This window comes from Chryseotalea sanaruensis (assembly GCF_003990915.1).
Classification (GTDB): domain Bacteria; phylum Bacteroidota; class Bacteroidia; order Cytophagales; family Cyclobacteriaceae; genus Chryseotalea; species Chryseotalea sanaruensis.
Map to the genome: position 1 here is coordinate 952,651 of NZ_BHXQ01000001.1, position 26,437 is coordinate 979,087.

Annotated in this window: 19 protein-coding genes; 8 read left to right on the top strand and 11 right to left on the bottom strand. The window is 39.8% G+C overall.

Annotation, left to right across the window (positions count from 1 at the left end; genetic code table 11):
- Window positions 1-35: 35 nt before the first annotated feature.
- Together murB and SanaruYs_RS03850 are read left to right on the top strand one after the other, a co-directional pair.
- Window positions 36-1,061, top strand: coding sequence for a UDP-N-acetylmuramate dehydrogenase (murB, locus tag SanaruYs_RS03845; RefSeq protein WP_306307920.1), 1,026 nt, complete (start codon window positions 36-38; stop codon window positions 1,059-1,061).
- A gap of 670 nt (window positions 1,062-1,731) precedes the next feature.
- Window positions 1,732-2,055: a hypothetical protein gene (locus SanaruYs_RS03850; RefSeq protein ID WP_246011830.1), complete on the top strand. Its 324-nt coding sequence runs from the start codon at window positions 1,732-1,734 to the stop codon at window positions 2,053-2,055.
- 14 nt (window positions 2,056-2,069) lie between these two features.
- On the opposite strand, the gene SanaruYs_RS03855 is transcribed toward SanaruYs_RS03850, so the two are convergent.
- The gene (locus SanaruYs_RS03855; RefSeq protein WP_127121170.1) at window positions 2,070-2,552 is read right to left on the bottom strand and encodes a deoxycytidylate deaminase; all 483 of its coding nucleotides are present in this window, start codon (window positions 2,550-2,552) and stop codon (window positions 2,070-2,072) included.
- 113 nt (window positions 2,553-2,665) lie between these two features.
- Here SanaruYs_RS03855 and SanaruYs_RS03860 point away from each other — a divergent pair, with 113 nt between their 5' ends.
- Window positions 2,666-3,178: a hypothetical protein gene (locus SanaruYs_RS03860; protein WP_127121171.1), complete on the top strand. Its 513-nt coding sequence runs from the start codon at window positions 2,666-2,668 to the stop codon at window positions 3,176-3,178.
- Between the two features lie 244 nt (window positions 3,179-3,422).
- On the opposite strand, the gene SanaruYs_RS03865 is transcribed toward SanaruYs_RS03860, so the two are convergent.
- The gene (locus tag SanaruYs_RS03865; RefSeq protein WP_246011831.1) at window positions 3,423-4,586 is read right to left on the bottom strand and encodes a PQQ-dependent sugar dehydrogenase; all 1,164 of its coding nucleotides are present in this window, start codon (window positions 4,584-4,586) and stop codon (window positions 3,423-3,425) included.
- Between the two features lie 114 nt (window positions 4,587-4,700).
- Between SanaruYs_RS03865 and SanaruYs_RS03870 the strand changes: the two genes are divergently transcribed.
- The gene (locus tag SanaruYs_RS03870) at window positions 4,701-6,605 is read left to right on the top strand and encodes an ABC-F family ATP-binding cassette domain-containing protein (RefSeq protein WP_127121172.1); all 1,905 of its coding nucleotides are present in this window, start codon (window positions 4,701-4,703) and stop codon (window positions 6,603-6,605) included.
- 258 nt (window positions 6,606-6,863) lie between these two features.
- Here SanaruYs_RS03870 and SanaruYs_RS03875 read toward each other — a convergent pair whose 3' ends face one another.
- Together SanaruYs_RS03875 and SanaruYs_RS03880 are read right to left on the bottom strand one after the other, a co-directional pair.
- The gene (locus SanaruYs_RS03875; protein WP_127121173.1) at window positions 6,864-8,273 is read right to left on the bottom strand and encodes an outer membrane beta-barrel protein; all 1,410 of its coding nucleotides are present in this window, start codon (window positions 8,271-8,273) and stop codon (window positions 6,864-6,866) included.
- The gene (locus SanaruYs_RS03880) at window positions 8,260-8,823 is read right to left on the bottom strand and encodes an RNA polymerase sigma factor (RefSeq protein ID WP_246011832.1); all 564 of its coding nucleotides are present in this window, start codon (window positions 8,821-8,823) and stop codon (window positions 8,260-8,262) included. Before SanaruYs_RS03880 ends, SanaruYs_RS03875 begins: the two co-directional genes overlap by 14 nt.
- Before the next feature lie 47 nt (window positions 8,824-8,870).
- On the opposite strand from SanaruYs_RS03880, the gene SanaruYs_RS03885 reads away from it, so the two are divergent.
- Window positions 8,871-10,133: a type IX secretion system plug protein gene (locus SanaruYs_RS03885; RefSeq protein ID WP_127121174.1), complete on the top strand. Its 1,263-nt coding sequence runs from the start codon at window positions 8,871-8,873 to the stop codon at window positions 10,131-10,133.
- Here SanaruYs_RS03885 and SanaruYs_RS03890 read toward each other — a convergent pair.
- The 3 genes from SanaruYs_RS03890 to SanaruYs_RS03900 form a co-directional block, all read right to left on the bottom strand.
- Entirely contained in the window at window positions 10,130-10,930 is an 801-nt protein-coding gene (locus SanaruYs_RS03890) for a CRISPR-associated endoribonuclease Cas6 (RefSeq protein ID WP_127121175.1), read from the bottom strand. The genes SanaruYs_RS03885 and SanaruYs_RS03890 overlap by 4 nt on opposite strands.
- A 116-nt stretch (window positions 10,931-11,046) precedes the next feature.
- Complete coding sequence (gene ychF / locus SanaruYs_RS03895; RefSeq protein WP_127121176.1) at window positions 11,047-12,144, bottom strand: redox-regulated ATPase YchF; 1,098 nt, start codon at window positions 12,142-12,144, stop codon at window positions 11,047-11,049.
- 154 nt (window positions 12,145-12,298) lie between these two features.
- The gene (locus SanaruYs_RS03900; RefSeq protein ID WP_127121177.1) at window positions 12,299-12,667 is read right to left on the bottom strand and encodes a DUF3276 family protein; all 369 of its coding nucleotides are present in this window, start codon (window positions 12,665-12,667) and stop codon (window positions 12,299-12,301) included.
- A 101-nt stretch (window positions 12,668-12,768) separates the two neighbouring features.
- Here SanaruYs_RS03900 and SanaruYs_RS03905 point away from each other — a divergent pair, with 101 nt between their 5' ends.
- The gene (locus SanaruYs_RS03905; RefSeq protein WP_246011833.1) at window positions 12,769-13,704 is read left to right on the top strand and encodes a DUF58 domain-containing protein; all 936 of its coding nucleotides are present in this window, start codon (window positions 12,769-12,771) and stop codon (window positions 13,702-13,704) included.
- Between the two features lie 4 nt (window positions 13,705-13,708).
- Here SanaruYs_RS03905 and SanaruYs_RS03910 read toward each other — a convergent pair whose 3' ends face one another.
- Window positions 13,709-14,059 (bottom strand): 4Fe-4S binding protein, encoded by a 351-nt coding sequence (locus SanaruYs_RS03910; protein WP_127121178.1) that lies wholly within the window; start codon window positions 14,057-14,059, stop codon window positions 13,709-13,711.
- Window positions 14,060-14,157: 98 nt separating this feature from the next.
- Here SanaruYs_RS03910 and SanaruYs_RS03915 point away from each other — a divergent pair, with 98 nt between their 5' ends.
- Entirely contained in the window at window positions 14,158-15,165 is a 1,008-nt protein-coding gene (locus SanaruYs_RS03915) for an acyl-CoA reductase (protein WP_127121179.1), read from the top strand.
- A 163-nt stretch (window positions 15,166-15,328) separates the two neighbouring features.
- Here the strand turns inward: SanaruYs_RS03915 and SanaruYs_RS03920 are convergent, their stop codons facing one another.
- The 3 genes from SanaruYs_RS03920 to SanaruYs_RS03930 all read right to left on the bottom strand — a co-directional run bounded on the left by SanaruYs_RS03920 (window position 15,329) and on the right by SanaruYs_RS03930 (window position 22,684).
- Complete coding sequence (locus SanaruYs_RS03920; protein ID WP_127121180.1) at window positions 15,329-21,700, bottom strand: PKD-like domain-containing protein; 6,372 nt, start codon at window positions 21,698-21,700, stop codon at window positions 15,329-15,331.
- Between the two features lies 1 nt (window position 21,701).
- A complete protein-coding gene (locus SanaruYs_RS03925) occupies window positions 21,702-22,037 on the bottom strand; it encodes a hypothetical protein (protein ID WP_127121181.1) in 336 nt (111 codons plus the stop codon).
- Window positions 22,038-22,219: 182 nt separating this feature from the next.
- Window positions 22,220-22,684 carry a hypothetical protein gene (locus tag SanaruYs_RS03930; protein ID WP_127121182.1) on the bottom strand — a complete coding sequence of 155 codons (465 nt, stop codon included), beginning with the start codon at window positions 22,682-22,684 and terminating at the stop codon, window positions 22,220-22,222.
- Between the two features lie 215 nt (window positions 22,685-22,899).
- Between SanaruYs_RS03930 and smc the strand changes: the two genes are divergently transcribed.
- Window positions 22,900-26,436 carry a chromosome segregation protein SMC gene (gene smc, locus SanaruYs_RS03935; protein ID WP_127121183.1) on the top strand — a complete coding sequence of 1,179 codons (3,537 nt, stop codon included), beginning with the start codon at window positions 22,900-22,902 and terminating at the stop codon, window positions 26,434-26,436.
- Window position 26,437 lies beyond the last annotated feature (1 nt).

Sequence of the window (26,437 nt, forward strand, 5' to 3'; positions counted from 1 at the left end):
ATTTTTTAGCAACTTGCGGTGACTAATTACCTTAAATGATACATCTGCAGGAAAACATTGATCTGACATTACTCAATACTTTTGGTCTTCAGTGCACCGCACGTTACTTCGTTAGCATACAAAAAGCGGAGCAGCTTAAAGCTTTACTTGAGCTGGACTTTCTTCAAAAAGAGACCAAACTTGTTCTTGGTGGTGGTAGTAATCTGCTTTTTACAAAAAATATTTTTGATGGTTTGGTCATCAAAAATGAGATCAAAGGGATAGAGATTCTGAAAGAAAACGATGACCATTGTTGGTTGAAAGTTGGTGCGGGAGAAGGCTGGCATGACTTCGTTTTATACTGTGTTAAGCAACAACTGGGTGGTGTCGAAAACCTTTCGTTAATACCCGGATCGGTTGGTGCCGCACCCATGCAAAACATTGGAGCGTATGGTGCAGAAGTGAAAGACACTATCGAGTCTGTTACTGCCTTCGAATTTGAAAAAGGAACTTTTCGTGACTTTCCTAATCAGGAATGTGCCTTCGGATATCGCGAAAGTTATTTTAAAAACGAAGGCAAGAATCGTTACTTCATAACACATGTTTGCTTTAAGCTCAGCAAGCGAAATCATATTATCAAGACTGAATATGGCGCTATAAAAGAGTTTCTTACAAAAATGAATATCAATGAGTTATCACTAAAGGCTGTAAGTGATGCTGTCATTGCAATTCGTCAATCAAAACTTCCTGATCCAGCAAAGATTGGTAATGCCGGAAGCTTCTTTAAGAACCCAACTATTACACTTGAACAATACGAAATCTTAAAACAAAAACATGCTGCAATGCCAATGTTTGCTGTTGATGCATTGCATGTTAAAGTACCTGCAGCCTGGCTTATTGAACAGAGCGGATGGAAAGGAAAGACCTTTGATAAAGTTGGTGTGCATACACAACAAGCGCTGGTCTTAGTCAATTACGGACATGGAAAAGGAAAAGATATTCTTGAGTTGGCAACAAAAATTCAAGCGAATGTTGAATCTAATTTCGGCATCAAACTCAACATGGAAGTCAACATTGTTTGATGAATGTTTAACCCAAAGTAGTGATGAGTAATGCTGTAAAAAAATTCGCACTTGAAAATTTTTTCGTAAAAATTTTTGCAGATTAATTTTTTGTTATAACTTTTCATCAGTTTTTAAACTAAACACTTAAGCGCTATGGCAAAAACCGCTAAGAAGACAGCAAAGAAAGCAGTTAAGAAAACTGCTAAGAAGGCTGCCAAGAAGAAGAAGTAATTAGGTATAACCTAAAGACTTTGCGAGGGGAAGTAATCTAGGATTTCTTCCCCTTCGTTTTTTTATAAACACACGCATTCATATTATTAAGAAAAACTTCTTACCTACTCATTCATCCACCCTCTTATTTATTAAGTTATCCACAATCGACTTAACATTGAATGATTAGAATAAGTCATCTAGCAACATTCATTTCATTGAAATAAAGCTGAACGCACCCATCACATTAGTTTCAACAGACCCAGTCCAAACCGAAACCATCCACCGATAATCAGTTCTTTAAATTCTTAGTTGTTAAAATCCTTCAGATCCTTAAACCCTGCAACCTTGATCCAGACCCTGGTGAGCACACCTGTTTTTCTTATTTATAAAATCGTTTGCAGAGATTTAATGTCTCAACTCCTTTATTCTTCCCTACATACATCGTAATTTTCTAGTGTAACCAAAGGATTAAACGATGGCAAAGTCTACAACACCAGTAAAAAAGAAGGTTAGCACAAGTGCTAAGAAGTCTTCTCCAGCGAAAAAAGCGAGCAATTCATCTATTACACTCGATATGGTAAACGAAGCTGCGCTTACCGCACTTAAAAAATTGAACATTGAGGAAAAGCTTCAAAACGATATTGCCTGGTGCTTAGGAAGCTATCGCCACGATAACAACCCTGTTGGTCTGATTGAAACAGCAAAGCGTGCTATTACTGTACTTAAAGCAGCTAAAGCAAAAAATGCTAAAGCAGTTGCTGTTAAAGTAATTACTGACTTGGAGAAAGTGGTAAAGTAAATTCCAGTAATTTCTTAGATCATGTGCGTTACGTTGGTAAGCTCTCCGGTGTATTGCTCAGCTTGAACCCCAAAGCGTGTTAAGAAGTCCACGCCCTCATCATTAGGTAGCCCTTTAAAAGCTGCGTAAGACTTCAGGTAGATAACCTTGCTGATGCCCATAGTGTAAATGATACGTGCACATGCAAGGCAAGGAGATAGCGTTACATATAGCGTAGCACCATCTACAGAGGTCTGGTTTTTAACTGCATATAAAATGGCATTCTGTTCGGCATGAAGCGCCAGTGAGCATCCACCTTTTGAATCACGCGGGCATCCTGTTTCAGGGAACTCAACATCACAGTTATGTGTACCTGCAGGAGGACCGTTATAGCCTATGGATATAATTCTCGTTTCTTTGGTAAGCACAGCGCCTACATGTCGCTTTACACAATGAGAGCGCTTGGCCAGATTAACAGCCAATTCCATAAAAATGTCATCGAAAGCAGGACGTTGCATGATTTTTGTATATTTCTACGACAATATTACTAAAGAGAATGAAATGGCCATGCACAACGTTCATTTAAAGGAATGAAATAAAGCCTGGTCTTTCCAACAAAAAAGTTATAAACATGAAGCGATCACTCATTTACTTAGCATTATTCTTTTCATCTGGATGGGCCGTTGCACAAAATTCAGCAGAATTAGAAAAACGCAATGGTTTTAAGGATATCAAACTAGGAACACCTATTGATTCCATAAAAGGAGCCACATTTAAAAGCGAATCAACAAATAAAGAAGGGCAGCTTTCTAAAATATATGCAGTAGACTATCCTGTTTATAAAAATATCGGTGATATAATAGTTGAGGCAGTAGAACTAACCACATACAAAGGTTTGATCTACATCATCAAGGTTGTAACCGTTAAAGACACACGCCTAATGAAAGGTATGGAACTTGCTTTGGGCAAATCTGAATGGGATCTCCGAAATGAACAGTACTTCTGGAAATCTGAAAACCTAATACTGACTTTTAAAGCAGTAGAAAAAGACAAAATTGAACTTACTTATACGTCATTTCCCATTTTGAAAAAGATGAAGGACGATAAGAAGAAAGAGGTCGAGAATATAGCGGATGATTTTTGATTATGTCTTCGCTCCTTAAATCTTGAAAGGATCATTTGCCACAGACCGGACAGACTGGTTTCACAAATTCACACAGCATAGGTAATCACTCCCCTATTCATATTTGTGCTTAACAGATAGACTTCCTGTAGCACCAAAAATGCCGGACTCATTTCTACATCCCTTGTATAATTGGAATGTTGAAACAAGTCCGGCATAAATGATACCTGATTGATGTTTTTATCTACATCAATCTGTTAGCGCATTATCCTTTAAAAAAAATTCTATAGATTACCCCTGCCTGATCGTCTGATACAAACATTGAACCGTCTTCAAGCACCAGTATATCAACTGGTCTGCCCCACGACTTCTGTTCTGCTTCATCTAACCATCCACTAGCAAAAGTTTCATAAGTAGTTGCCGTGCTCGCATTCTCAACATTGACCATGCTAATACGGTAACCAATTTTTTGTGCACGATTCCAGCTTCCATGCTCGGCAATAAACAATTGATCGCGGTATTGTTCAGGAAAATTATCCCCTGTGTAAAATTTAAGTCCAAGTGGCGCAACGTGCGGCCCCAAGGTCTGTGCTGGTTTTATAAACTTCTCGCATGACTGCCCTTTCCCGAATTCAGGATCGCTAATAGTACCACCATGGCAATAAGGGTAACCGAAATGTAATCCTGCTTCGGTTACACGATTCAGTTCGCAAGGAGGAATATCATCACCCAACATATCGCGACCATTATCTGTAAACCACATTTCTTTTGTTTCAGGATGCCAGGTAAAACCTACAGAATTACGAACGCCATTGGCATAGATTTGTAAATCACTACCATCCTTTTTAATAGAAGTGATAGAGGCGTAAATTTCCTTTTCTGACTTACAGATATTACAAGGTGCGCCTACAGGTACATACAATCTACCATCTGGTCCAAAGGCAATATACTTCCATCCATGATGTGTTTCAGTAGGAAAATCTTCCTTTACAACGACTGGTGTAATGGCTTTACCCAAATTCGCTTCAATATCATCATATCTGGTAATGCGACTCACTTCCGCCACATATAAGTCACCATCGTTCACGGCAACGCCATTAGGCATATTCAGGCCTGAGGCAATCACCCAGCGCTTATCAGCTTTATTATCTCCATTAGTATCTTTTACCGCATACACCTTATCACCGTTTCTATTGCCCACATAAAGTGTTCCTTCCGGGCTCATCGCCATAGAACGGGCGTTGTTTACCTCCGCATATACTTCAATAGAGAAGCCGGCAGGCATTTTAATTTTATCAAGGGGCAATGTTTTGGCGTATTCTGTAATAGCTTCTTCTCCTCCTTCTGGCACAACCTTACTCACTTCTTTTGTCGCATTGTTACAGCAAAGCACCAGTGCTGCTAGCGACAGTATCATCAATTTCTTCATAGCTCTGAATTTTAAACGAAAATAACACATTCAATACTCTATTTAACACGTTTTTCTGTAAGTGGTTCAGGTTAGTTATGATGCTTAGCGCAACGCTTTGCTTATTTTTGCACCATGATTTCTATTACCAACCTTTCTTACTTTATCGGGGGGCGAGCCTTATACGAAAATGCCAATATGTTTATTAAGCCGAAGGATAAAATCGGGTTAATTGGTTTGAATGGCCGCGGGAAATCAACACTCTTGAAAATTATAGATGGGGAATATACCATTGATGCAGGTTCAGTAAGCAAAAGCAACGATTGCACAATTGGTTTCTTAAATCAAGATCTACTCTCTTATCAATCTGACGATGCTATTGTAACGGTAGCCATGGAAGCCTTTAAGGAGGCTGTTGACACGCAAAGGCAGATAGAGCAGTTGCTACACAAACTGGAAACCGAGTATTCAGATGAAATGGTTGAAAAATTAACCAATCTCCAGGAAAAGTTTGAACAACTGGATGGCTACTCCATGCAGGCCAAAGCTGAGGAAATCTTGGAAGGTATCGGTTTTACTACTCAGGATCTTCATCGACCCCTTCGCGAGTTTTCCGGTGGATGGCGCATGCGGGTAATGCTTGCAAAGCTATTATTAGAAAAACCTTCTCTACTCATGCTCGATGAGCCTACCAACCACTTGGACTTACCTTCTATTGAATGGGTAGAAAATTATTTGCGTAATTATGAAGGTGCCGTTATAGTGGTTTCTCACGATCGTTACTTTTTGGATAACGTAACCACAAAAACAGTTGAGGTTACACAAGGTCAATTGATTACTTACGAAGGGAATTATTCTTTCTATTTAGAAGAAAAGGAACTTCGAAAAGAAATTCAAAATGGTGCATACGAAAATCAGCAAGCTAAGATAAGGCAGACCGAGCGTTTCATTGAACGATTTAAAGCAAAGGCAACTAAGGCTAAACAAGTACAGTCTAGGGTTAAGGCACTAGATAGACTTGATCTCATTGAGGAGGTGGTGGACGATACAGCAGCTGTCAATTTTCGTTTCCGTTTTAAACAACAACCGGGTCGATACATCATTACTTTAAAAGATGTTTCAAAAGCTTATGGCAGTTTGGAGATTTTAAAAAACAGCAATGCCACAATTGAACGAGGAGACAAAATTGTACTGATTGGTGCTAACGGTAAAGGTAAATCTACTTTGCTTCGCATTATTTCAGGAACCGAACCGATTGAAGGCGAAAGAGCATTGGGCTATAATGTTATTCAGGGATTTTTTGCACAGCATCAGCTTGAATCATTAAAGCTCGATAACGAAATTATTGAAGAAATGAAACAAGCAGGTTCGGGTAAAACCGAACAGGAATTAAGAAATGTACTGGGTTGTTTCTTATTCTCGGATGATGATCAATACAAAAAAATTAAAGTGCTCTCTGGTGGAGAAAAATCGAGAGTGGCTTTAGCTAAAACATTGATATCGGAAGCTAACTTTTTATTACTAGATGAACCTACTAACCACCTTGACTTCATATCTGAAAACATTTTGATACAAGCACTTCAGCAATATGAAGGAAGCTTTGTGGTAGTTTCTCACAACCGCCATTTCGTAAGTCAGGTAGCTAATAAAATCTGGTACATAGAAGATAAACAAATAAAAGAATACCCAGGTACTTATGATGAATATGAGTATTGGAGAAAACAACAGGCTGCCATAACCACAGCACCTGTTAAAACCCAAGTGACACCTAAAGTAGAAAAGAAACAAGAAGCCCCTAAGAACGACAACAATCAAAATCGGTTGAAGTCGCTTGAAAAGGAAATGAAAAAGGTAGAAGGTGATATGGAAACCTTACAGAAGCAAAAAGAGACTATTGAATTAAACATGACAAACCCTTCAATCTTTGGTAATTTTAATGAGCTTCAAAAGCTTCAACAGGAGTTGGCTATTATCACTCAAAAATTAGAGGTGGTAAATAAAAAATGGGATGAATTAGCAGAAACGATTGATACACTCTAAAAGTAAGGGCTACCAGTCCGAATCCAGAGCCTACGTTCGGTTGCCGGCAGCCCATTACCCAAATACAAACCCAAAAAAATAAATAGGCTTAGGTTAAACAGCCAATTTTTCAAGACATACACTTAAGCCCAATAAAATCATTAGAAATAGCAGTGCATAAAGTGAGATATGCACCCTTTTTTGTAGTCTGTTTTCTAACGTTTCCATAGTGAGTGGCTTTGTTCGTTAGACACAGCCAAACTCAAAAAGGTTGGAAAACTATTTTAAAATATACCTAAAACGGAGAGCTACATCAAAAGTGAGCGGACTGGATTTCACCCCTAAATCAGTCTTATATATAGAGCTAAATGGGTAACGCAAGCCGGGAGATATCGCTAAACGATATTGATCGCCAAACCGATAGCTGAGTTCCGTTCCTATCAAACCACTTATATTAAATGCTTTGTATGGGGAGTCATCACCTCTTCCCTGTGTGGATTTCTCAAGATTTTCAACTTGTGGCGTTATCGTGTTCTGTAAAAACAAGTCCGTGGAAAATCCTGAATTAATCTGAAAACCAACCTTTCTGTCTATAACAATATAGCCCGCCTGCATCGGAAAGCTTATCAATTGTATATTGTTATTTACACTGTATGGGCTGGTGGTTAATATGTTTGATTTAGTATCTGAATTTTTTTCAAACTGATTAATCGAAGCCGCCCTTAATGTTTGTTGAACCGGGTCAGCCACTACGGATGTTGCTGTATAGTCTGAGGTTTGCGAAATGTAACTCATACCCCCTTGTATTAGCCATCGTTGCGAAACTTTTGTGCCAACCATTAGATTAACGGCATAGGTATAACCAGGAGAATTACTTTCTGCTGCTGCGGTTTGACCGGCAAAAGAATTGTTGAGCACCCCCGCAGCCACACTCGGACTGCTTGGTGTTGTATTACTAAATGTACCAGCAGCAAAGCCCACTGCTGTCCAAAATTGCTCAGTCCCCTTATCGTTCTCTTTTTTCTTTTTAGTTTCTTCTTCACTCAATAAAGCCGCGGTTAGTAATAATTTATCTTCCTTCACAAGTGGTGACTTTATCTCTTCTGCCCCTGATTGATTGGCTCGGGATGTAGTATTAAAAGAAGCATATCCACCTTTAGCAGCGGGCATTACTTCTTTCAATGACTTTCCATAATCAGTTGAGGTCATACGCAAATGAGTACCATTTGAAATACTGTTCGAGCTTTCTTGCTCAGGCATTTGTGCTCTAGCTGATCTGGCTGATTTAGTTGTTAATACGTTGTTTTGGCTACCATGTATATGGCCAGACTTGCCAGTTTGTTTTTCAAATATTGTCGCATCCCCGGAAGGATCATTTACTGAGGATTCGTCCAGATATTGTGGGCTTACAACATCTTGATTAGTCTTCGAGTTGTTTTCTATAGCGAGTTGCTGATTAAAAGATGTTGCTGTACCATTTCCAAAATAAGTATACGCACCAGAAAGCAATGCTACTGAAACGCAAGCGGCCGCAAGCCACTTATATAAGATTACAGTTCTGCGTAAACGCTTCACCTCATCATCTTTATCCAGTTGCATTTCAATGCCTTCCCACACGGCATCAGAATGCGCAACTTCGGCTTCGTTTAATTTTTTAATCCAATTCTCCTGCTTATCACTTGTCTCCATACTTCAATCTGTTTTCTTCTTGCTGCAATTGTTTCCGCAGCAATTCCTTGGCCCTGGCATATTGCGATTTTGATGTCCCTTCCGATATGCCTAAAAGTCCTGCTATTTCCTGATGCGTATAGCCCTCTACCGCATACATGTTAAAAATCAACTGACAACCATGGGGCAATGATTGTATCATATCCAGCAGCTGCTCAAAAGCCAAAGTATTGAGGCTCTCTGCACTTGTTTCCAGAGAAACTTCTCCAACATCAACCATCGGAAAAAGGTAGAGCTTCTTTCGATGCATGTTTAAAGCCGTGTTAACCATTATCCGTGTCATCCAGGTAGCAAGTTGCGACTGCCCTTTAAAATTGGGTAAGTGCTGATAAATCTTTACGAACCCCTCCTGTAATACATCTTCTGCCTCCGGCACCGATTTGGAATAACGCAGGCAGACCGCCATTAAACGTTTACTAAATTGCTTGTATAGCAGGTGCTGACACGCACGATCTCCCTTACGGCAACCGTTTATAAGCTCTTCTTCTGTATACATGCGCTCTTTAGACACGACTTTCTTTTCTAAAGTTGGAATACATTTCTAATTTAAAGGAATTTATGAAGAAACTACTTGTCCTTTTATTACTGGCCTCTTGTACCCCTCTTTCTTACCCAACAACTGGTGAAGTATCCTATAATCTGTTTGATGATGGGGTATTTTCATCCACAATTAAAACTGTGCAGCTTTATCCCGACAAAAACGATGCTACTAATGTTTTATTACCAGCCAGTGTTCCTATTCAGGAGCAAAATCTAAGACTTGAGTTTGACGACCTCGTAACTGCATATCAATCATACACAGTGCGTATTAGCCATTGCAATTCCGACTGGACGAAATCCAGTCTTTCCAATTTAGATTTCCTGATGGAATACAATAGTTTCCCTATTAATCAATATGCCTTTTCTTCAGATACCCACATACCTTATCTACATTATTGGTTCATTGTCCCTTCGGTAAAGTTAAGTGGCAATTATGTGCTTACCGTCTATTTAGATGATAGCAAGCCTGTACTCTCTAAACGTTTTATGGTCTATAGTAAGCAGGTTCAGCTTTCATTGAATACAGATTTATCTGGTGCAGGTCAGCTAAACAATAAACAAGGCATTAGTCTTTCATTTCAATATCCAAACCTTGATGTTATCAATGCTTCTACTCAATTTGAAGTGCAAATCAGACAAAATCAACGTTGGGACAATTTAATTACAAATATTCCTCCTGCTTTTATAAGAGAAGCTGAACGCGCAATCGAATACAGAGTAAATGACGAAGACTACATGCATGATGGCGGTAATGAATATCGCTTCATCGATCTGCGAACCATAATTAATACAGGACAAAACCTGGCAAAAATAGACAGATCAGTCAAACCGTATACAGCTTATGCAGGCCTTGATAAATCCAGACAGCACGATCGCTATTCGCAATACCTCGATTTTAACGGCAACTTTGTTATCATGAATTATGATTACACACTACAATATTCAGAAAACTATATTAAAACTGTTTTTACTTTATCCACTGGAAAAAAGATAGACGGTACTGTGCATTTAGAGGGTAAACTTGTGAACAATTCTTTTAGTAAAGAAAGTGAGATGCTGTACGATTCTGCTCGAAAGGAGTACAGAAAAGAACTATTATTAAAGCAAGGCTGGTATAATTATCAATATATTATCGAAAAGGGTAATAAGAAGAGTAATCTCCTGGAGGGCAACCATTTTGAGACTGAAAATCTTTATGAAGTGCTGGTGTATTACAAATCACTTCAACCAAGAGCTGATTTACTTGTAGGTTATTTACAACTTAATAAAAATCCACGTTAAGCATAAACAGCATGCTTTTCTTCATGCCGCTGAATGGCATCGTTGTTGGCCAAATCGAGCATACCAAAACCCTTGGCAGTATAATGACCTAAACCATTTTCGTAAATAAATTGCTGAACCTCAGTAACAGCATATAATTTAAAAGGAAAGGTGTAGCCTCTTACTTCGAATCGAACATCATTATCATATAAAGGATAAATGCGTGCAAACTTTTTATGCGAATCCTGCAAGCGCTGTAAATAATCCTGATCAGCTACCAATTGAAATTTATAAAAAGATGTAATTGCTTCGGGCGAATATCTGCCTGAGGCCTCCATCCTACTGATGGTAGAATCATATAATAAATCTGAAAACTCATCGGTGCCCGGTGAGATAAAACGTTTGCTGCTTTCATCATTAAAAATAGCAGGCAACAATACGATAGGCGAAATACATAAAAATTTAGTTTCCTGCCCAACAGTTACAGCATCTTCATTTTCATAGCTCTCTGGGGAAAGCTGCAGGTTCCCTACCATAATATCACGCATCTTAAAGAGCTGATCCATGAAGTAGTCCAGAAAAGGCTTATCGGTACAGGCAAAGACCAGGGTAACTTTTGAGGAGTAAAAATGCAGGCCTTTGCGGCTGATTTTAGTCTGCCCTTTTAAGCCTGAAAAATTGAACAGCGAAAAACTTCTGTAATCAGGATTTGACCCAAAAACTAGTACACCTTTGATAAACTGGGCTATCAGGTACTGATGGTGAAAAGGAACATAAGCCCCTCTATTCTTCAACGAAAAAACGATCCTAACTCTCAAGCAAAAAAAATTTGGGGTTAAAAAAATAAATACGAGAACCCCCGCTACTCATTGAGGTTGAGCGGTTTATAAAACTAAAAAAGAAGATCTGATTTTAAAAGGAAGAGCCGTATTAATTATACGTTAAAACGGAAATGCATGATATCTCCATCTGCTACTACATATTCCTTACCCTCAACCGCCATTTTTCCCGCCTCTTTACAAGCCACTTCTGTTTTATAATGCTGATAATCAGTTAGTTTTATAACTTCTGCTCGAATAAAGCCCTTTTCAAAATCAGTGTGAATAACACCTGCCGCCTGAGGCGCCTTCCAGCCTTTTTTGATGGTCCAGGCCCTAACTTCTTGAACACCAGCTGTAAAATAGGTAATCAAGTTAAGTAAGGCATAAGAAGCCCTAACCAATTTATTTAAGCCCGATTCCGTTAACCCGTATTCTTTCAAAAACTCTAATCTGTCTTCTTCGCTCTCCAATTCGGCAATTTGCGCTTCAATGGCAGCACTAATGATAACCACATCAGCTCCCTCTAGCTTCACCAATTCTCTAAGCGCATCTACGTGTTTATTGCCAGTATGAAGCGATCCCTCATCAACATTGGCTACATACAAAACAGGTTTAGCGGTAAGCAACTGTAAATCAGCAATGGCTTTCGCGTCCTCAGCATCTAATACTACCGATCTCGCATTTTTCCCTTCCAGTAAAGCTTCCTTTACTTGTTGTAATACTTGTAACTCCTTTTTAGCCTTGGCATCACCAGTCTTGGCAATTTTTTCAGCCTTGGTTATTTTTTTATCTATCGATTCCAGGTCCTTCAATTGAAGTTCGGTATCAATAATTTCTTTATCAGCTACCGGATTTACACGGCCATCAACATGAACAATATTGTCGTTATCGAAACAGCGCACAACATGTAAAATCGCATCAACCTCTCTAATGTTTGCCAAAAACTGGTTACCCAATCCTTCACCCTTGCTGGCTCCTTTTACTAATCCTGCAATATCTACGAACTCAATAGTAGCAGGCATAACACGTTGTGGTATAACCAACTCCTCCAAAACCTTTAATCTTGGATCTGGAACTGTAATAATACCCACATTTGGTTCAATCGTACAGAAAGGAAAGTTGGCCGCCTCAGCCTTATTATTTGAGATAGAGTTAAAAAGGGTGGATTTACCAACATTAGGAAGACCTACTATACCGCACTGAAGAGCCATAGACAAATACTAATTTAAAATGAGGTGCAAATATAAGCCTCAGTCGTAGTATGTGGAGCAGTGCCTCACAATATTAGACCTCTTGCGACCAAGAATATAAAAAAAGCCCCCAAGAGGAGGCTTTTTTTTCAAAATTTATCAAAGTCGGGGTCAATTATTCCCACTTAAGCTCTGTATCGGTCTCGGTGCTTCCATTAGCATTAGACTCCACACTTACCTCTTCATGCTCAGCTTCACGCTCGCGATCAAACTGCTCAAAGTCTACCCCTGGCATTAATTCCTTAATGTGTGCCACAGAACCATTAAGTGCATTTAAAAACTTGTTAAAATCTTCTTTATACAAGAAAATCTTGTGTTTTTCATAGGTAAAACCATCTTCTTTAAAACGCTTTTTGCTTTCCGTAATAGTTAGGTAAAAGTCGTTTGAACGAGTTGATTTTACATCAAAGAAATAGGTTCTCTTTCCTGCCTTCACTTTTGCAGAGTAGATTTCTTCTCTGCCATTTGCCTTATTATCTTCCACAATCCTGTTGGTTAGGGGTTGGTTTTTGGTTTTGTCAGGTCGAAATATAATATTTTGCCTTTTGATAGCAAACTATATTAAAAATTCTAATCAATGTAGCTTTGTTAGTAGATTTACCCGTGTTGTTTAAACTAAGTGATTTAAAGCAAAGTGCCAGCCTGGATTTACTGGCCAGACAGTTAGTGGAGGGCTTTATAACAGGTCTTCATAAGTCTCCCTATCATGGTTTTTCGGTGGAATTCTCCGAACATCGCCTTTATAATGAAGGTGAAAGTACACGTCATATTGATTGGAAAGTTTACTCAAGAACAGATAAGCTGTTTACCAAACGCTATGCTGAAGAAACGAACCTGCGTTGCTTGCTCATCGTGGATAAGTCGCCTTCCATGTACTATCCAGCCCAAAGCAAGGGCAAAATTACTTTTAGCACCTATGCAGCCGCTGCGCTTGCCTACTTAATACAACATCAACGCGATGCCGTAGGACTCTGTACATTCTCTAATGAAATTGAGTCCTTATCTCAAATTCGCTCTACACCATCTCACCTGGAAAAGCTTTTTATAGATATGGAAAAGCTGCTTAAAGAAGACAGGACTAAAGGCGATAGTAACAGTTCCACTAAATTAAGCGAAGTACTGCATGAGATTGCCGAGAAAATTCACAAGCGATCGCTTGTGGTTATTTTTAGTGATTTCTTTGATGCTGACGAAACTACACAAGAGCTATTTAAAGCTCTGCAACACCTCAGGCATAAAAAGCATGAAGTCATTGTTTTTCATGTAACTGATAAGGCCACTGAATATAATTTTGATTTCGGTAGCAAGCCAGTAGAGTTTATTGACCTGGAAAGTGGCAGCCGAATAAAAGTGAACACTGAAGATGTAAAAGAGGCATATGTAAAAACAGCAGAGGTTTTTTATCAAGCCCTCAAACAGCAATGCCAGCAGTTTAAAATTGATTTTATTGAAGCCGATATCTCAACAGGATTTCAGCATGTTTTGCAGACTTATCTGATCAAAAGGGCCAAAATGCGGTGAGATATTAACCCTCTTGGTGTAACCAGGCTTTTTTGGTAGCCAGTTCATCTTTAGTCTCCACATAATCAGGGTCAGGCACACAGCAATCTACCGGGCATACGGCTGCGCACTGAGGCTCTTCATGAAAGCCTGTACATTCTGTACACTTACCAGGTACTATATAATAGAATTCAGCAGACACAGGCGCTTGCATGGCTTTAGCATCTTGCTCAGTCCCATCCTCTAGCTCCACGGCTGTAAGTTTCGTGCCTCCTGACCAGTTCCATTCCCTTCCTCCCTCATAAATAGCGGTATTTGGGCATTCAGGCTCGCATGCTCCACAGTTGATACACTCATCAGTAATTATAATCGCCATGTAATCCGTATTTTTGAGTCCTTAAAAGTGCTGCAAAAATAGAACAGCACAACCAGTAATCAAAAACAGCTTTTCACCGCTTAAAGTTTATTTTTCTCATGAGTTTAGAACAACGTATTCAGGCTTTTCACCAGTTGGGTCAAGTGCTGCAAAATATGCCAATTGAGAAACTGGAAGCCTGGAGCTTTGCTGCTAAATCCGAAAATCCCTGGTTTACGCCTGCTTCAGTTGAACAAGCCATAAAAGGGGTAAGTGCATTTCTAAATGAGCAAAAGCTTCGCGAGTGGACTAAGGTTTACGCAATTGATGAAATCAGGAATAAGCGTGTTGCTCTTGTTATGGCTGGAAACATACCCATGGTAGGTTTTCACGACTTGCTTTGTATCCTCATCAGTGGTCATCATGCCGTGATTAAATTAAGTTCGAAGGATAGTGTACTCATTAAAAACATACTGCTAGAATTGAAGAACACAGCTCCAGATTTTGCTGATCAATACTCAATCGTTGATGGGCCTATGAAAAGTTTCGATGCTGTAATAGCCACAGGTAGCGACAATTCTGCAAGGTACTTCCAACATTACTTTGGTAAGTATCCCAACATTATCAGAAAAAACAGAACCTCTTGTGCAGTACTCACAGGCAAAGAGAGTAAAGAAGATATAAGTAAACTAGGTGAAGATATTTTCAGCTATTTTGGTCTCGGTTGCAGAAACGTTTCTAAACTTTTTATTCCTAAAGGTTTTGAAATCCCTTTACTGTTAGATCAATGGCAGAAATACGAAAATGTTATTCATCACCACAAATACAATAACAACTACGATTACCAAAAAGCTATTTTACTAGTCAACCAGGTGCCACACCTGGATACCGGATATTTACTGTTACAGGAAAGCGAGAGACTAGTCTCTCCTATTTCTGTCTTGTATTATCAGTATTATAATTCGGAGGATGAATTAATTAATACCATAATACAGGAACGCGAAAAACTACAGTGCATTGTTGGCAAAGAAGCCTTCTGTACAGTGCCTTTCGGGCAAACACAAATGCCTGGCCTTAGCGATTATGCGGATGATATTGATACGGTTGAGTTTTTAAGCAAATGTTAATAATCCATGAGTCTATCAACGAATTAGCACATCAAACAGATTGCTTCGTCATCCCACACATAAACCATAACCCATAACCCACGCTTTGTTACTTGCAATGACACAAGGTGTTTTTATATCAATCAACGAATCTACACACCAGTAAATCAGCACATCAATTTACTTAAGGCTTATTACCTCTTAATATTTCAACCCAACCAGTGAACTCCTGGCCACCTGATATTAGATTGTAGTAATAAACACCATCAGATACGCCTTCTGCATTCCAGTTATTTTGATAATCGCTTGAGGAGTAAACTTCATTACCCCAACGATTACTAATAATCAGCTTAGAGCCGGCTGCAAGGTTTCTTATAAAGAAAACCTCGTTGCGCTGACTTGGATCATTATCAGGTGTAAATATGTTTGGAATAAAAATATCAGTTTTAACCCCAATCACAAATTCCTTTTCAGCAACGCAACCAAAGTCGTCTTCAACAATGGCGGTGTACGTACCAGGGCCCAGGCCTGAGTATTGCTGAGAATAACTTGTGTTTACTAAAAGTACTTCTGTTTCCGCTCGAACAACTTCGTCAAATGCATTTTGTAATTGAATAAAGTAAACAGGTGAACCTCCTGATACTACAAAAATACGTGCAGCTGTAGGATCATCTTCAAAAGAAGTTTCTTGCTGAGGTCTTGGGGTAGTAGGATCGCTGATAGCAAGTGCTGTATTTGGCCCCTCAATAGTAAGTCCTGAAGTTACATTAGATTCACAACTCTCCGTTGAGCCTGGCTGTCGTAGAATGAGGTTATACACATCTGGAACAATACCTTCAATAACCGCGCCTAGCAGAGACTCGGTGAAAGTAATATTTCCACTCAGTGTTTGATTACCCGAGCTCAATACATACTCATAATCCTGTTCCTGAATACCGTTTACGTTACCTAGCAAAATGCTTCCTCCTTCACCAAAGCACTCCTCGTTAACAGATGTGGCAGTGAATGTAACGCGAACCGCTCCTCTTAATCTTGTTAGGGCCGGATCAATGCGAGTCGGGCATAAAGCATTTATTGATTTAACCCATACAAAGTAATCTCCAGAAGCAAGGTTCGGGATAAATACAGGATTTGGACTAGCTGTAGAAAAGTTTTCATCCGTTGGTATCACAGAGAAATCAGTAAGCACTGCGATCTGAAATTGTCCTGCAAAATTATTTTCAATATTAAAAGCGATGCTTCCATTTTGTCCATCACCAGCACAATCAGGATCAGTTGCCACAACGGTATTTGTACTAACAATACCTGGGAAGCTAACCGAAGGAAGTTCCAAAGTTTTTGGCGCACAACCAGACGCATCCGAAACAATTAAGCTATAGGAGCCTGGTGCTAGAGAAGTAAAGGTATTATCTGCCGGAAGTCCAGGGATGTCCTCTTCACTACCAACTAATCCAAACTTATAAGTGAATGGTGCTACACCACCAGTAGTTGTAACGATGATTGAACCATCATTACTATTACAAGATGCATCTTGTTTAATTGCGCTAACTAATGATACCGGTTCTTGGAATCCAGGACCTACATTAACTAATACTTCAGCAGGACACGTATCAGCAGCATCATCTCTGATCAGAATAGCGGCAGTTCCAGCAGGAATATTAGTAATTGTCTGACCTGATAAGAAAGTCTGAGCGTCAGAGAAATCACCAATAATTGAATATTCGTAAGGAGCAGAACCACCACCTGTAATAGATATAGTCGCTGTTCCGGTTGCATCACCTATACAGGTTGGATCAATCTTATTATCAAGTGTCGCAGTTACATTAGATTGTCTGTCAAGTTTAAATGGTAATGTACAAATGTTGCCAGAGCCATCTAAAATTCTATAGTAATACTGAGCAGGTTTTAATCCACTTATTACTATGGGTGTTCCTGCAATACCTGTTTCACTAGTTTGATTAGCGACAGGCAAACCTGCAACAAATACTGTATCAATCAAAATTACAGTGTAATTAGGCGAAGGTGTACCTCCTGAAATATCAAAAGAAAGTTGTCCATCGTCATCGCCATTACAACCTGGCTTGGTTTCTACAATATTAGTTGTAAATAAAGTACAATTCTCATTTCCAATACCGCCTCCACCACCTGATCCACAAAGTGGATCAGTAGTTGCGCGGGTAGTAATGGTAATTGTTTGTGCTAACTGCACTGAACAAGAACCATCCATATTAGAAGCGAGTACATTAAATGTTGTGGTTGTTGCGATATCCGAGGTAGGCAGGTTAATGCTAAAACCATTACCAAGGAAAGCGCCACCAACATTTGTATCGTCAGCATCAAGTCGTAGTTGGTAAACAATATCATTTTCAGAAGCGACAACAATTGCTGAGGAAGCACCAGCACAAATCAAAGCTGGGAAAGCGCTCAGACTCCTTGAAGCATCAGGGCCATTATTAACTACGACACTAACTAACGTTGCGAGTTCTGCTGTACAGGTGCCATTAGAGGCCTCAACATTAAAGGTAGTGCTCACTGTTAGTGTACCAGAGGACAATACAAGGTCTGCACCTGTTCCTATACCTGAGGCTAATACGGCATTATCTACATCATTTCTTAATTCATAAAAGATTCCGTTTTCGGCCGACTCAATAGTAATGTCAACACTAGAACCTATACAAGTTGTAGGCGATGATATATTTACCGTTAATGATGAAGATGGTGTAGTATTAACCGTAATTGTTTCCAGGTCTGTTAACTCAATTGAACATGTTCCGCTTCCAGCCAACACGTTAAAGGTAGTAGTAGCTGTTAAATTACCTGTCGGCAAATTAATAGTAGCACCATTTCCAATAATTGCAGCATTTACATTAGCATCATCTGCATCATTTCTTAGTTGATAAGAAACGCCATTTTCAGAATTCAATACTTGAACAAAGGTGGTTCCTCCTTCGCAAATCGTTGCACTGGTTGAAGAGGTGACCAATGTATTATCAAGTGTTCCTACACCAATGATTACCGTAACCACTTCCGATAATACACCAGAGGCACAAACGCCATTTGAGGCCTCAACGTTAAAATCTGTGTCTGCTATGAGAATATCTGTTGGTAAAAGAATTGTACCACCATCGCCTGCAATCGGTGTACCAACAAGCGTATTACTTGGATGTAGTCTCAACTGATAGTTAACACCTACTTCAGAATTGATAACCTGAATTGAAGTAGTGCCTCCTGAGCAAACAGGATTGGCTGATGCGCTCAAATCAAGACTTAAATCCTGTTCGTTAACAACCTGCACCGTTACCTGATTCGTTAATTCTGTTACACAAGAACCGCTCTCTGCTAAAATGTTATATGTAGTTGTTGCTGTTATGCTACCTGTATTGAAAATTACAGAAGCACCATTCAACGGTCCGTTTATGATAGAATTATCTGCATCGTTTCGCAGTGTATAGTTTACTCCAGCTTCAGGGTTTGTGATTTCAATAGTTGTACCTGCAGTCTCACAGACAATTGTTGCTGCTGGTGTAGCCGCTAAACTGATATCAATGGTTCCATTTACAGTTACAGCAATAGTAGCCGTTAATTCAACAGCTGTACAAACGCCACTGCTTGCCAAAACATTAAAGGTAGTCGATGCAGTTAAGGCATCACTAATAAGTGTAATCGTGCCTCCAGTCCCCAAAACAGCAATTCCTGAAAGTGCATCTCCATTTAAATCATCTCTTAATTGATACGAAACACCAATTTCAGAATTCAATATGTCAACGCTTGCAGTTCCTCCCTCACAAATATTTGAAGCAGGTCCATTCACCGTAAGTGAAATATCAGGATTCTGATCAATATTTACTGTAACCTGATTTACCAATTCAACTGAACAAGAACCATTAGTGGCAAAAATATTAAAGGTTGTACTGGCTGTTAGTACTCCTGTAGAAATGATTAAGTCCGTCCCTGTTCCCGGTACCTGCGCTCCTAATAAACTATTGTCTGCATCATTTCTCAATTGATATAATACGCCATTTTCAGCGCTCACAATAGTGATGTTAGTCTGATTACCCTCGCACAAAGTTGAAGCAGCAACGTTCACTGCCAGGTTGCTGTTGATTGTTCCGGACACAGTAACTACGGGGTTTGCTGTTAATTCAACAGGAGGACATGAGGCAACTGTTGCCAACACATTGAAGGTTGTATTTGCAGTGAGTATACCAGTTGGTAATGGAATATTTCCTCCTGTGCCTACTACAGCTGCACCAATGTTGGCATTATCCGCATCATTGCGCAATTGATATGATACACCAAGTTGCGAATTTGCAACTACTATCTCTGTGGCACCACCCGTACATAAATTAGTGATGTTTGCTGTTACACCTAGGCTAATATCAGGCGAGTTAACTACTGTTACCTGTACCGATCCACTGCTCGCTACTGAACAACCTGTCGCATCTGATAGGTTTACAATTGTAAAAGTTGTAGTTACCGCTGGATTCACTAAAAGAGATAAACCAAAAGCAGTTACCTGTGGTGCTGATGTAGTTGTACCATCAAACACCTGGAAAGTCCAAGGACCTGTTCCAGCAAAAGTAATATTGATATTTGTTGATGATCCTGCACAGATGGTAGGACTTGTAGCTGAAACGGTTGCTGAGGGTGGTGGATTAATTGTTACAGGTAAATTTACCTGAGCCCCAATACAACTTGCTGAATTAGTCTCAATCACGCTTACACTTCCTGCACCGGCTACTCCCCAGTCAACTGTGATACTAGATGTATTGGTTCCACTCGCCTGAGTGCCTCCCACTATTGTCCATGAATAAGTACTATTGAGTGTGCTTATTATACTGTAAGGTACAGCGGCTTCATTGGCACAAACACTGTTGTCACCTGTGATGACGCTTGTAACCGGAATGGCATTGATCGTAACAGGGAAGTTAACCGCAACTCCTGGGCATCCAGTGTTTGTTTCTACTACCTGAACATTGCCTGCGCCTGCTGCTCCCCAATCTACTGTAATGCTATTCGATGTGCCACCACTCGCCTGGGTTCCTCCCGTGATTGTCCAGGCATAAGTGCTACCTGGCGTATTAACTACACTATAGCTAACTCCATTCGTATTAGCACAAACCGGACTCGTACCTGTTATAACGCTTGTAACTGGAATCGCATTGATTGTTACTGCGAAATTAACCGCAGCTCCTGGGCAACCAGTGTTTGTTTCTATTACCTGAACATTGCCTGCGCCTGCTGCTCCCCAGTCTACTGTAATGCTTGCTGTATTAGTGCCACTCACTTGGGTGCCGCCTGTGATCGTCCACGCGTAGGTGCTACCTGCATTCGAAGTTACACTATATGCAACTCCTGCTTCACTCGCACAAACACTGTTATCGCCTGTGATCGCACTCGTCACTGGTATAGGATTGATCGTAACCGGTAAGTTTACCGCTGCGCCAACACAACCTAAATTCGTTTCTACTACCTGAACATTGCCTGCTCCCGCTGCTCCCCAGTCTACTGTAATGCTTGCTGTATTAGTGCCACTCACTTGGGTGCCGCCTGTGATCGTCCAAGCATAGGTGCTACCTGCATTCGAAGTTACACTATATGCAACTCCTGCTTCACTCGCACAAACACTGTTATCGCCTGTGATCGCACTCGTCACTGGTATAGGATTAACTGTCACCACAGGTGTGTTTGTCATGTTGGCCGGTGTACAAACACCATTAGTGGCTACAATAGAGAAAGTATAAGGAGAGCCTGCTGGAATAAGCTCAGAAGCCGCTACGTTAAAAGCAAGAGCTGCACCTGTACCTGCTAAGGGCACCCCCAAAGGAGAACCATTTTTTAAGAGTTGGTAAGTTGTACCAGGAGCCGGATCGGGAGGATTAGTTTCGGAGTCCGACAAATTAATTGTAATTGTTTCGCCATCGCAGATATCGGTATCAGATGCTGAAACAATGAAAGATGCTGGTGAAGGATCAGCTATGGCTATAGGGCCACCTGTTGCCTGACAAACCGTTCTGGAATCTGATACGGTAACGGAATAATTGCCTCCGCTAAGGTTGGCTAAATCCTCAGTGGCGTATGGGCCACCCGGTCCAGTCCAATTGAAAACTAAATTAGCAGGTGCACTTCCACCTGACACTGTAATATCAATCGAGCCATTTGCAGCTACGCAACTGGAATTATTAATTGAATTTATCGCACTAATTGAAGGGGCCGTAAAAAGAAATATTGTTGCATTCGAATTCGCACTAGCATTATCATCGGAAACAACAACCAAATAATTTCTCCCGCCACCAGTTCCAGCTAATCCCGAAACGGTAAGGGGCACTCCAACAGAGATTGGTTGGTTTAATATATTAAATCCTCCACTAAAAACGCTGTAAAAAGCAGGCCCTGTAGCACTAGTCACATCAATATCAAATGAGCCATTTGCTGAAGCGTTACAAGCGTCAACAACATTTATAATATTGAAGGCAGGCGGCTGAGCCCACGACTTGAAGCTTCCAAACATGGTCAAGGTAAGGAAGGCGCTAAAAATAAGTATAGACTTGCGCATCTTAGTTTATAGTAAAGTCAACATGTTTTTGGCAAAAATTTTCTGAGCCTTTCTGGTCAATGACTATTAAAACATAAGAACCTTTGCCCAGATTATTTAACTCTTCTTCCGATATGTTCTGCTTAGCAAAACCTTTGTTTCCAACAAGATGAAGCAATTGCTTTCCTTTCAACCCAGTCACCTCCAAAACGACCTTGTTATTTTGGTCAACAGTAACTTTTACATTAAACTGATCACAATCAGGGGTAATTTGTAAGGATCTTGCGTTGGTCATCAAGCCTATCAGTAACAGACTAACAAATAGCAGTCTGCTTATAAGGTATTTAGGTACAGTCATTTGGAGGTAAAATTAAGCATAATAACTCATAGTTTAAATATGACTGGGCACTCAATAGTAACCGCAAAAAACAATACGCTAGTTAACTAAGACAACCCATTCATTTCGTTTAAAAAATACCTTACGTTCTAGGATGTAAGGTTCATATCAAAAAATATAGTTAGCAATGCTTATAGTAAGACCTAAGCATACTTTCTATTAAAAATTTCACCCATAATAAATGCTCTCTTAACTCGCTCAGGATCAGAAAATTCCTGCATAATCTCGCTGGCCATAGATGGTTTATTGTCCTCTTCAAAGGCTTTAAATTTACCGAAGGAAACATCGGTATCCCCTACTTTCATGGTGTCCTCGTAAGAAAGCCTGTTAAAGGCAGCAAACTTATTCTCCTCAAATGTTTTATAAGTTTCTTCTTTTCTATAATCGTAACCAACCTGTTCAGCCGTTGTCTCCTCTTCTATTTCTTCATCATAACTAACGAATTCCTGCACAGGTCTTTGTGGAGAGGGGTTAGCATAAGGATCTTTAGCTTCTGTGATTTCTTTAAGTAAATCCTCAAAAGTAAGCGGCTTGGGAGCGTTTTCATTGCCCTGGGCACGTGGTTGCTGTCTTCCTGTCTGAGAAGTTTGCCCCTCAGGTTTTTTCATTAGCCTGCTGATAAAGTAGACCAATCCAACAACAATGTAAAGCCAGGTTTGAATATTATCCATCATTCAAATGTACTGAATTAACGCTTTAATCAAAATTTTCTTCGTTTTTTGAGTTTTTAATGGGTATTCCGGTCGTGGGATTTTTTATTTTGAAATGGCAAGGTCAGGCAATTATCTTTGCGTTCTTTTTTACAAACAACCACTACACGTTCATGCAATTATCTAAGCTGGAGATTAAGGGTTTTAAGAGTTTTGCCGATAAAGTTGTTATCAACTTCGATGAGGGTATTACCGGTATTGTCGGCCCAAATGGCTGTGGTAAGTCCAATGTGGTGGACTCCATACGTTGGGTTTTAGGCGAGCAGAAAACAAGCGCACTTCGTTCCGAAAAGATGGAAAACATCATTTTTAACGGTACTAGTCAACGTTCGGCTCAGCAAATGGCGGAAGTTTCCCTAACCATTAACAATACCAAGAATATTCTACCTACTGAATACTCGCAGGTAACTATTACCAGGCGTTTATATAGATCGGGGGAAAGTGAGTACTTATTAAATGGCGTTACCTGCCGCTTGAAGGATATCACTAATCTCTTTTTGGATACTGGTGTGGCTTCAAATACCTATTCAATTATTGAATTAGGTATGGTTGACGACCTCCTTAACGACAAAGACAATTCCCGCAGAATGCTCTTTGAGGAAGCTGCCGGTGTTTCCAAGTTTAAAAAGCGTAAGAAAGAAACGCTCAAGAAGATAGAAGATACTGATGCTGATTTGGAGCGCGTAGAAGACCTTCTTTTCGAAATTGAAAAAAACATGAAGAGCTTGGAAAAGCAAGCTAAGCAGACTGAAAATTACTATAGAATTAAAGAGGATTATAAAGAAAAGAGCGTTCATTTTGCTAAAGTCACGGTTAACAAACAACGCGAAAACTTTAACAAACTGACCAAACAAATTGAAGAGGAGAACGATCGAAAATTATCGCTCACATCTCAAATAGCCGAGCGCGAAGCTGGTGTTGAGAAGTTTAAGGCTGATCTGATTTTAAAAGAGAAAACTTTATCTTCTCGTCAAAAGGCAATCAACGAACATGTTGCCCGCATTCGCCAATATGAAAGCGAAAAGCAAATTAAAAATGAGCGTTTAAAATACCTTAACGATCGTGCAAATAGCTTGCGCGAACAGATAGAGCAAGATAAGAAAAGTAACGAACGAGCGCGTTTCAGCATCGGTAGTCTTGATACCGAAAAAACAAGTGCAGAACAGATATTAAAAGACATTACTGGTAAACTAGAGTCGTTAAAAAACGATTACGAAAATCAACGTAGAGTTACCTCAGAACTTCAGTTACAATCTGATGCTATTCGCAGAGAGCAACGCACCAAGCAGGAAGAAAGCTTTCAGATTAATAAGTCAATTGAGATACGTCAGATTCAGATAGCATCCTTTAAACAAGAGCTTGAAAAAACAGCTACAGATACTAACCAACAAAGCGCAAGTCTTGTAGAGTTTGAAAAGAAATTGGTTCTTTTAAAAGAAGAGCTAAATAAAAAGAACAACGAGCTAGATCAATACAAAAAAGAAGAAGAAAATGTAATTCTACGTATTTCTCAGATGGAAAAAACCATCGAGATGATACGCGATGAGATGACTTCTACTAGTCGTATTCTGGATGCAAAGCAGAATGAGTACAATTTAACTAAGTCTTTGGTCGAAAGTCAGGAAGGTTTTCCTGAGGCTATTAAATTCCTCAAGAAGAAGATTGCAAAAAACGCTCCTCTCCTTTCTGATATTCTAACTACTTCAGAAGATTATCGCGTAACGATCGAAAATTTCCTTGAGCCATACTTAAACTATTACATCGTTGAGCATGAGGCTGAAGCTTATGAAGCTATTAACATCTTAAGTGATGCCTCAAAAGGAAAAGCTCACTTCTTTGTGTTAGACAAGTTCGAGCGTTTTGAGCCAACTACAGGAAGAATTTACGAAAGTGCTTTCCCGGCTACTGAGATTATTGAATATGATCAGAAGTACAGGAAGCTAATGGCTTTTATTCTGGACAAAGTTTACATTTACGAAGGTGATTTAAAGAGCATTCCTTTAGATGATGACAATATTTTCATCACCAAGAGCGGTAAACTTACTAAACGTAAATACTCATTATCCGGTGGTTCGGTCGGCTTATTTGAAGGCAAGAAAATTGGCCGTGCCAAGAACCTTGAGAAATTAGAGAAAGAAATCAAAGATTTAACCACGAAATCAGATGAAATACGCAGCAACTTGCTGATGAAACAATCTGATTTAGAGAAGTTGCGCAACCATCAGTTAAGACAACAAATCGAGACGGTACAAAATTCCATTCGTCAGATTAATGATGAATTTGTTTCTGTACGCACAAAGCGTGAGCAGTTCTCAGAAATGCTCGGCAATGCCGATATGCGTAGAGAAGATATTCTTGAGAAGATCGACACGCTCCTTAAAGAATTGGATGAAGCAACACCAACGGCCAAAACCATTGAGCACGAAGTGCACGAAATGGAACAACGACTGGCTTTGGTTATTGAAGACCTCGCCTCACACAACGAATTACTTAACCAGAAGTCATCTGCTTACAATGAACAGAATATCTTCTTCCATCAGCAGGAAAACAGGGTAAAGAGCCTGGAGCAGGAAATGCGCTTCAAGCAGGAATCAGTTGAGCAAAGTGGTTCCCGTATTGAGGTAAACACTGTAGAGCTAACAAAGAACGAGGACGAAATCAAAATCATGCTTGAAACCTCTGAAAATAATGATGAGGATTTACTAGCGCTTTACAACGAGAAAGAAGAGATGGAGAAAGGCCTTAACGAGGCTGAACGGGAGTATTACGATTCACGTGGACAAATCGATACTATTGAAAAAGAGCTTCGTGGCATACAACATACCCGTGAAAGTATTGATGGTTTACTGATGAACCTTCAGAATGCTTTAAACGAAAGTAAGCTCGAGCTTAGCTCAGTGAAAGAACGCTTGTCTGTTGAATTCAAAGTTGATTTAGACGAAGTACTTGCAGCTGTTTCTGAAGAAGAAGGCAAGCAATTGGCCGAAGCGAATGAAGCAGAAATTAAGGCACAGGTAAATAAGATCAGAGAACGCCTAGATAACATGGGGCCTATCAACCCCATGGCAATGGAGGCTTACCAGGAGATTAAGCAGCGTAATGACTTTATCCTATCACAGAAAGATGATTTATTAAAGGCTAAAGAATCTTTGCTTAATACCATAGCTGAAATTGAAGGTGTAGCCAGTCAAACATTCATGGATGCTTTTAATCAGGTGCGCGAACACTTTAAGAAAGCTTTCAAATCATTGTTTAATGAAGATGACGATTGCGACATCCGATTAGTTGATACTAACAATCCATTAGAATCAGAAATTGACATTATTGCAAAGCCTAAGGGGAAACGTCCGTTAACAATCAATCAGCTCTCGGGTGGTGAGAAGACTTTAACAGCAACTGCTTTGCTCTTCTCAATGTACCTACTAAAACCGGCACCATTCTGTATTTTTGATGAGGTGGATGCTCCTTTGGATGACGCAAACATTGACAAGTTCAATAACATTATCCGTACCTTCAGTAAAGACTCTCAGTTTGTGATTGTTACGCACAACAAGCGTACTATGACAAGTACCGATGTTATTTACGGTATTACCATGGTTGAGAAGGGCATTTCGAGAGTTGTACCCGTTGATTTAAGAGAATTGGCATAAA